The sequence below is a fragment of the Stenotrophomonas sp. YJH_SMC_120 genome (genome assembly GCF_059368675.1).
In genome coordinates, this window is sequence record NZ_JCAFRY010000001.1 from 793,792 (window position 1) to 800,766 (window position 6,975).

General features: G+C 67.7%; 9 protein-coding genes. 4 read left to right on the forward strand and 5 right to left on the reverse strand.

Annotated elements, in window-relative coordinates; translation table 11 throughout:
* Nucleotides 1-11: 11 nt before the first annotated feature.
* Together ruvX and AC5P60_RS04005 are read right to left on the reverse strand one after the other, a co-directional pair.
* Nucleotides 12-506: a Holliday junction resolvase RuvX gene (gene ruvX / locus AC5P60_RS04000; protein WP_005408378.1), complete on the reverse strand. Its 495-nt coding sequence runs from the start codon at nucleotides 504-506 to the stop codon at nucleotides 12-14.
* On the reverse strand, nucleotides 499-1,065 hold the full coding sequence (locus AC5P60_RS04005) for a YqgE/AlgH family protein (protein WP_005408377.1): 567 nt from the start codon (nucleotides 1,063-1,065) through the stop codon (nucleotides 499-501). Before AC5P60_RS04005 ends, ruvX begins: the two co-directional genes overlap by 8 nt.
* Nucleotides 1,066-1,156: 91 nt before the next feature.
* On the opposite strand from AC5P60_RS04005, the gene AC5P60_RS04010 reads away from it, so the two are divergent.
* Nucleotides 1,157-2,944 carry a DUF4153 domain-containing protein gene (locus AC5P60_RS04010; protein WP_483693027.1) on the forward strand — a complete coding sequence of 596 codons (1,788 nt, stop codon included), beginning with the start codon at nucleotides 1,157-1,159 and terminating at the stop codon, nucleotides 2,942-2,944.
* The gene (locus AC5P60_RS04015; protein WP_483693029.1) at nucleotides 2,941-3,486 is read left to right on the forward strand and encodes a DNA-3-methyladenine glycosylase I; all 546 of its coding nucleotides are present in this window, start codon (nucleotides 2,941-2,943) and stop codon (nucleotides 3,484-3,486) included. Before AC5P60_RS04010 ends, AC5P60_RS04015 begins: the two co-directional genes overlap by 4 nt.
* Nucleotides 3,487-3,569: 83 nt before the next feature.
* Here the strand turns inward: AC5P60_RS04015 and AC5P60_RS04020 are convergent, their stop codons facing one another.
* A complete protein-coding gene (locus tag AC5P60_RS04020; RefSeq protein WP_014036228.1) occupies nucleotides 3,570-4,277 on the reverse strand; it encodes a YitT family protein in 708 nt (235 codons plus the stop codon).
* A 110-nt stretch (nucleotides 4,278-4,387) separates the two neighbouring features.
* Entirely contained in the window at nucleotides 4,388-4,597 is a 210-nt protein-coding gene (locus tag AC5P60_RS04025) for a DUF4287 domain-containing protein (protein ID WP_005412490.1), read from the reverse strand.
* Nucleotides 4,598-4,690: 93 nt separating this feature from the next.
* Between AC5P60_RS04025 and AC5P60_RS04030 the strand changes: the two genes are divergently transcribed.
* Nucleotides 4,691-5,587: a LysR family transcriptional regulator gene (locus AC5P60_RS04030; RefSeq protein ID WP_483693031.1), complete on the forward strand. Its 897-nt coding sequence runs from the start codon at nucleotides 4,691-4,693 to the stop codon at nucleotides 5,585-5,587.
* Between the two features lie 42 nt (nucleotides 5,588-5,629).
* Here AC5P60_RS04030 and AC5P60_RS04035 read toward each other — a convergent pair whose 3' ends face one another.
* Nucleotides 5,630-6,613, reverse strand: a complete 984-nt coding sequence (locus AC5P60_RS04035; protein ID WP_111108625.1) for an aldo/keto reductase — start codon at nucleotides 6,611-6,613, stop codon at nucleotides 5,630-5,632.
* Between the two features lie 211 nt (nucleotides 6,614-6,824).
* Here AC5P60_RS04035 and AC5P60_RS04040 point away from each other — a divergent pair.
* A partial coding sequence (locus AC5P60_RS04040; protein ID WP_148505173.1) for a leucine zipper domain-containing protein occupies nucleotides 6,825-6,975 on the forward strand: 151 nt, incomplete at its 3' end.

Sequence of the window (6,975 nt, forward strand, 5' to 3'; positions counted from 1 at the left end):
GTGTCGGGCAGTCAGGGAATGGGGGTGGCGTCGTCCGGCGACGACAGCCAGCGATCAATGATCACCGCTGCGGCGACGGCATCGAGGGCAGCCGCATCACGGCGGCGCTTGCGCCCTTCGGCGCGCTCGACGGCGAAGCGGCGTGCGGCCTCGACCGAACTGGAACGCTCGTCGATCATCACCACCGGCAGCTTGAAGCGCTCCCGCAGCTGGCGGGCGAAGCCCTGCGCGCGCTTGCGGTTGGGCTGGTCCTGGCCGTCCAGGGTCAGCGGGTCGCCGACCACCAGGCCGTCGGGCTTCCATTCCTTGAGCAGGCGTTCGATCGCGGTCCAGTCCGGGCCGTTGCCGTGCACATCGACCACGGCCACCGCGCGCGCATGCGCGGCGAAGGCACTGCCGATGGCCACGCCGATCCGTCGCGAGCCGACATCGAAACCCAGAACGGTGCCATCACGGCGGATCGCCGGGGCAGCAGAATCCGGCGCGGGCGTGATGGGCTCAGACATGGCCGCTGTAGTCGGTCAGCCGGAACAGGTCCACGCCGATGCGCGAGGCCGCACCCTGCCAGCGCTGCTCCAGCGGCAGCTGGAACACCAGCTCGGCATCGGCCGGCACGGTCAGCCAGCTGTTCTCGGACAGCTCGCTTTCCAGCTGCCCTGCGCCCCAACCGGCACAGCCGAGGGTGACCACGGCATTGGCCGGGCCTTCGCCGCGCGCCATCGCTTCGAGGATGTCGCGCGAGGTGGTCAGGTACAGGCCGTCGCCCACGGTCAGGCTGGAATCCCACGCCCGCGCGTCGTCATGGATGACGAAGCCGCGCTCGGGATGCACCGGGCCGCCGTTGAGCACCATGCGCGCCTGCAGGTCGCCATCACCGGTGGTGATGTCCATCTGTGCAAGCACTTCACCCAGCGTGTACTCGGAAGGCTGGTTGACCAGCACGCCCATCGCCCCGTTCTCGTCGTGCTGGCAGATCAGCGCGACGCTGCGGGCGAAGGTCGCGTCGAGCAGCGACGGCAGCGCGACGAGCAGGTGATCGGCGAGGGAGGTCGGCGTTACAGGCATGGTCCTATTCTACCTGCTGGGGGCGGGATGGTCGCGCGATGGCGTCGAACAGCGATGGGCTAGGATGGTGCTTTGCCATGGAAGGTCATCGATGCAGTCTTCAACGCCCCTGACCCTGCCGGCACGCAGCGCCATCGTCCTGCTTGCCCTGCTGCAGGGCCTGATGCTGTATGCCGCGCAGGAACTGTCCGACGCGTGGCCGTTCCGCGATATCGGCTGGCGCTACTGCTGGTACGCCTGGGTGCTGGCCATTCCCAGCGCGGTGGCGCTGAGCCTGGTGGAGCTGGGCCAGCGCCGCCTGTGGCTGCAGGCCGTGCTCGGCTCGACGGTGGTGCTGGCGCTGGCCGCCTGGATCGGCTGGAACCTCAATGGCGAGACCGCGCTGGAGTCGAGCGCGCTGCAGCTTCCGTTGACCCTGGGCATCGCCGTGGCGGTGTTCGTGGTCCTGCCCTGGTGGCAGTTCCAGCTGCAGCACGGGCACTGGCGTGCCAGTTACCCCGAGCTGTTCGAGCGCGCCTGGCAGAATGGTTTGACCCTGGCCCTGGCGGCACTGTTCACCGGGTTGACCTGGCTGCTGTTGTGGCTGTGGTCGGCGCTGTTCCAGCTGCTCGACGTGACCGTCTTCCGCGACCTGTTCCGGCAGGACGCGTTCATCGCACTGGCCACCGGCAGCCTGGCCGGGTTCGGCGTACTGATCGGGCGCACCCAGCACCGCGCCATCCAGATCACCCGCCAGGTGCTGTTCGCGATCTGCCGTGGGCTGTTGCCGCTGCTCTCGTTCATCGCCGTATTGTTCGTGCTGAGCCTGCCGCTTACCGGGCTGGAACCGTTGTGGAAGACCCGCTCGGCCGCCGGCCTGCTGCTGGTACTGTCGCTGCTGCTGGTGACGTTCACCAATGCGGTCCACCAGCAGGGGGAAGACAGCGCCCCCTACCCGCTGCTGCTGCGCCGGCTGGTTGAAGCCAGCCTGCTGGCGCTGCCGGTCTACGCCGCACTGGCGCTGTACGCACTGGGGCTGCGCGTGGTGCAGTACGGCTGGACCGTGGACCGGTTCTGGGCGGTACTCGTCGCAGTGGCCGTGGCCGGCTATGCCGTGGGCTACGCGCTGGCGGTGCTGCGCCGGCAGCGCCGCTGGTTGCAGATGCTGGAGCCGGTCAACCGCTGGATGTGCTGGGCGGTGCTGGCACTGGCATTGCTGGGCAACTCGCCGCTGCTGGACCCGGTGCGGCTGACCCTGTCCAGCCAGCTGGCGCGCCTGCGTGCGGACCCGCCCGTGATCACCAGCAGTGACGTCAACGTGCTGCGCTTCGATCTTGGCCACCGCGGCGTGCGGGCGCTGCGCGAGCTGCAGCGTGATCCAGCCATCACCGCCGATGCCAACGCGCCACAGGTGATCGCTGCCGCGCTGGCACGTACCTCGCGCTGGGATGACGGCCACCGCCTCGACAAGGGGCCGCAGGACGTCGTGGCCCTGCAGCGCGCGCTGAAGCTGGCCAAGGGATCCAGCTCACCACCGGACGATTGGTGGCAGGCACTGGCCACGCGCGCGATCGATGGCGAATCCTGCGCCCAGAGCGAGCGCGACTGCCTGATCGTGCATCGCGACCTGGACGGCGATGGCACCGGCGAAGTGCTGCTGTGCGAGCTTTACACCCACCGTGGGCCGGACTGCGTGCTGTACGCACGTGGCAGGGATGCCTACTGGCGCCGGGCCGGTTCGCTGTTCGGCACCGTCAGCGGCCAGGCCGAGACGATCAACCAGGCCCTGCGTGACGGCAAACTCACGCTCGTGCCACCGCGCTGGCCGATGCTGTCCATCGGCGGACACCCTGCGCTGGCCATCGATCCCGAACCCAAATCCAACGAGCCTTCCCCATGAGCGGCTACTGCCTCATCGCCCCGGGCCATCCGGTGCACGACTACTACCACGCCAACGAGTACGGCTTCCCGCAGCGTGACGAGCGCGAGCTGTTCGAACGGCTGGTGCTGGAGATCAACCAGGCCGGCCTGAGCTGGGAAACGATCCTGACGAAGCGCGAGGGCTTCCGCACGGCCTATGACGGCTTCGATGTGGACCGCGTGGCGGCGTACGCCGAGCAGGACATCGAGCGCCTGCTGTCGGACGCGGGCATCATCCGCAACCGGCTGAAGGTGCTGGCGGCGATCCACAACGCGCAGGTGATCCAGCAGCTGCGGGCCAGCCACGGCAGCTTCGCGTCGTGGCTGGATGCGCACCACCCGCGCAGCAAGGCCGACTGGGTGAAGCTGTTCAAGAAGACCTTCCGCTTCACCGGCGGCGAGATCACCGGCGAGTTCCTGATGAGCCTGGGCTACCTGCCCGGTGCGCATGCCGAGGACTGCCCGGTGCATGCGCGACTGCTGACGCTGTCGCCGCCGTGGCTGAAGTCCGCCGCCCGCTGATGGATATCCGCCGGGCATGGCCCGGCGTTACTACGCGCGGGTTCCGGTAGTGCCGGCCGCTGGCCGGCAACCCCGTTGAACGGTCACACGCCCATGTAGCGGCCGGGGCGGTGGTTGAACATCAGCACCAGGCTGAGCACCACCGCGCCGATGGCCGAGTACAGCACCTTCGACGGCGACAACACGAAGAACGCGGCCACCATCAGGCAGGCGTCGTAGGACATCTGCACCTTGCCCGCGCTCCAGCCACGGGTGCGCTGCAGGTACACCGCCAGGATGCCGATGCCGCCGAGACTGGCACGATGGCGGATGAAGAACAGGATGCCCAGGCCGGACAGCGCACCGCCGACGATCGCCGAATACAGCGGGTTGATGTGCGAGAAGTCGATCCAGCGCGGCAGCAGGTCGGTCAGCACGCCACAGGCGGTGACCGCAGCGAAGGTCTTCAGGGTGAATTCCCAGCCCATGCGCCGCAGCGCCACCCAGTAGAACGGCAGGTTGACCAGCACGAACACCAGGCCGAAGTTCCAGCCCATCGCGTAGTGCAGCAGGAACGCCATGCCCGCCATGCCGCCGATCATCAGCCCGCCCTTGGCGAAGATGGCCAGGCCCAGCGAGGCCACCATCGTGGCAAGCACCATGCCCTGCACGTCCTCGGCGATCGAGTGGCGCAGCGCTTTTTCGTCGGCGGTGGTGCCGGCGCTGTCGGGCGGCGGGGTCAGCGGACCGGCGGTGACCAGGTGGCCGTCAGCGTCGTCGCACGGCGCGGGGCCATGGGAGGGAAGGGACATACGGGTGGGGAACAGCAGGTGGGGAGCGGTATTAGACACGATCTGCATGACAGTTGCAGATGAAATCGTTCAGCTGAATGCGTCCCGCGCTATCTCCTGCCCGCCGCTGCTCAGCCCTTGCCGGCCAGATGGTGCGCCACCAGCGCGTTGGCATGGCCATGGCCCAGCCCATGCTCACTTTTCAGGAAGCTGACCAGTTCCATGTGTTTCAGGCCCTTCTTCCCGGCCAGCAGCCCGAACCAGTGCGCCACCGGCTGCCCGTAGGTCTTCTCGATGGAGGGGAAATACGAGGCCGGGCCTTTGGGCTTTTCAGTGCTCATGCGGAAGCTCCTTGCGTTGGATGTACCGGTACGACGAACAGGGGAGCCGGAAATCGACAGGTCCGTTCAATCCGGGAGCCGTATCATCCCGTCATGCCCCGCGAAAACCTCAACGACCTGCAGGCCTTCGTGCACGTTGCCCGCGAGGGCAGCTTCACCAAGGCCGCCGCCCAGCTGGGCGTGTCCCAGTCCGCGCTCAGCCATGCCATGCGCGGCCTGGAACAGCGCCTGGGCGTGCGCCTGCTGACCCGCACCACCCGCAGCGTGTCCACCACCGAAGCCGGTGCCCGCCTGCTCGACACCCTGGGCCCGCGCCTGGCCGAGATCGAGGACGGACTGGCCGCGCTGGCCGAATACCGTGAACGCCCGGCCGGCATCATCCGCATCAATGCCACCGGCCATGCCGCCGAGTACATCGCGTGGCCACGGCTGGCGCCGCTGCTGCAGCAGTATCCGGATTTGAAGGTGGAACTGGCCGCCGACTATGGGCTGGCCGACATCGTGGCCGAGCGCTACGACATCGGCATCCGCCTCGGCGAGCGCCTGGCGCGCGACATGGTCGCCGTGCCGATCAGCCCGCCGCTGCGCATGCGCGTGGTCGGTGCACCCAGCTACTTCCGCCAGCACGTGGTCCCACGCCATCCGGACGAGCTGGCAGACCACAACTGCGTGACCCTGCGCCTGCCCACGCATGGCGGGCTGATGCCGTGGGATTTCGGCCAGGACGGCAACGAACTGAGCGTACGCGTGAGCGGCCAGTGGACCTTCAACACCATGGGCATGACCCGCGCCGCTGCGCTGGCCGGCAGCGGACTGGCCTGGCTGCCGGAAGACCAGGTGCAGCCGATGCTGGACGATGGCCGCCTGCAGTCGGTACTGGACGACTGGTGCCCGCACTTCGATGGCTACTACGCGTACTACCCGTCGCGCCGCCACGTCACCGTGGCGATGCGCACGGTGCTGGATGCGCTGCGCGGGCCGATGGGGTGAGGGTTAAGGAGTGCGGACCAACGGTCCGCACCCACCTGGTGCTCAGCCCTTGGCCTGGGCCGCACGCTGGGCGTTGTAGCGCTCACCGACGATCGACACTTCATCCAACGCCTGCGCGATGCGCTGCAGTTCTTCCGGCGCCAGCTGCAGGTCAGCCGCGCCCAGGTTCTCTTCCAGGCGGTGGATCTTGGTGGTGCCCGGAATCGGCACGATCCACGGCGCCTGCGCCAGCAGCCAGGCCAGCGCCACCTGCGCCGGGGTCGCGCCGCGTGCTGCCGCGATCGTACTGATGCGATCCACCAGCGCCTGGTTGGCGCGGCGGGCGTCCACTTCGAAGCGCGGCACGCTGTTGCGGAAATCGTTGGCGTCGAAGGTGGTGTCGGCGTTGATCGCGCCGGTCAGGAAGCCACGGCCGAGCGGACTGAACGGCACGAAGCCGATGCCCAGTTCCTGCAGGGCCGGCAGCAGTTCGCGCTCCGGTTCACGCCACCACAGCGAATACTCGCTCTGCACGGCAGCCACCGGCTGCACCGCGTGCGCACGGCGCACGGTGGCGGCGCTGGCCTCGGACAGGCCGAAGTGGCCGACCTTACCCTCGGCGATCAGGTCGCGCACGGTGCCGGCCACGTCCTCGATCGGCACGTTCGGGTCGACACGGTGCTGGTAGAACAGGTCGATATGGTCGGTGCGCAGGCGCCTGAGACTGGCTTCGGCCACGGCGCGGATGTTCTCGGGGCGGCTGTCCAGGCCGGTATCGGTGCGCGCATCCTTGAAGCCGAACTTGGTGGCGATCACCAGCTTGTCGCGGTAAGGCGCCAGGGCCTCGCCGAGCAGATCTTCATTGGTGTACGGGCCGTACACTTCGGCGGTGTCGAAGAAGGTCACGCCGCGTTCAACGGCAGCGTGCAGCAGGGCGATGCCCTGGCTGCGCTCGACCGGCTGGCCATAGGCATGGGTCAGGCCCATGCAACCCAGGCCCAGGGCGGAAACCTTCAGGCCGCTGCGGCCGAGTTCACGTGTCTGCATCGTGATGCTCCAGAGGGGGAACGGTGACGATACGCCTGCAGGGGCTGCCGATTGAATGGGCAGCGTTGCAGTTGGTCATGACTGGAATTCATCAATCGCCAACGCGCCCGGTAGAGTCGACTGTTAGTTGTGATCTCTCTGTACGTTGTTCATCCGGGACATCTTTGGAAAATGGTGGTTACCACACCTCTCCAGACCCCAAAGAGCCCGGATGAACCACCATAAAAATGCCCGTTTGACCGTCCATAGTCGAGCACTTCTTATTCGCCGCATCCTCCACGAGGGCCTGCGCCCAGAGGAAGCAGCCCAAGCATGCGGCGTAAGTGTGCGTACGGCCTACAAATGGCTGGCCCGATTCCGCC

Bases quoted from the DNA above. Each gene is read 5' to 3' on its own strand.
- AC5P60_RS04005 (WP_005408377.1), bottom strand. From the start codon at position 1,065: ATGCCTGTAACGCCGACCTCCCTCGCCGATCACCTGCTCGTCGCGCTG.
- AC5P60_RS04030 (WP_483693031.1), top strand. From the start codon at position 4,691: ATGCCCCGCGAAAACCTCAACGACCTGCAGGCCTTCGTGCACGTTGCC.
- AC5P60_RS04035 (WP_111108625.1), bottom strand. From the start codon at position 6,613: ATGCAGACACGTGAACTCGGCCGCAGCGGCCTGAAGGTTTCCGCCCTG.
- ruvX (WP_005408378.1), bottom strand. From the start codon at position 506: ATGTCTGAGCCCATCACGCCCGCGCCGGATTCTGCTGCCCCGGCGATC.
- AC5P60_RS04020 (WP_014036228.1), bottom strand. From the start codon at position 4,277: ATGTCCCTTCCCTCCCATGGCCCCGCGCCGTGCGACGACGCTGACGGC.
- AC5P60_RS04015 (WP_483693029.1), top strand. From the start codon at position 2,941: ATGAGCGGCTACTGCCTCATCGCCCCGGGCCATCCGGTGCACGACTAC.
- AC5P60_RS04010 (WP_483693027.1), top strand. From the start codon at position 1,157: ATGCAGTCTTCAACGCCCCTGACCCTGCCGGCACGCAGCGCCATCGTC.
- AC5P60_RS04025 (WP_005412490.1), bottom strand. From the start codon at position 4,597: ATGAGCACTGAAAAGCCCAAAGGCCCGGCCTCGTATTTCCCCTCCATC.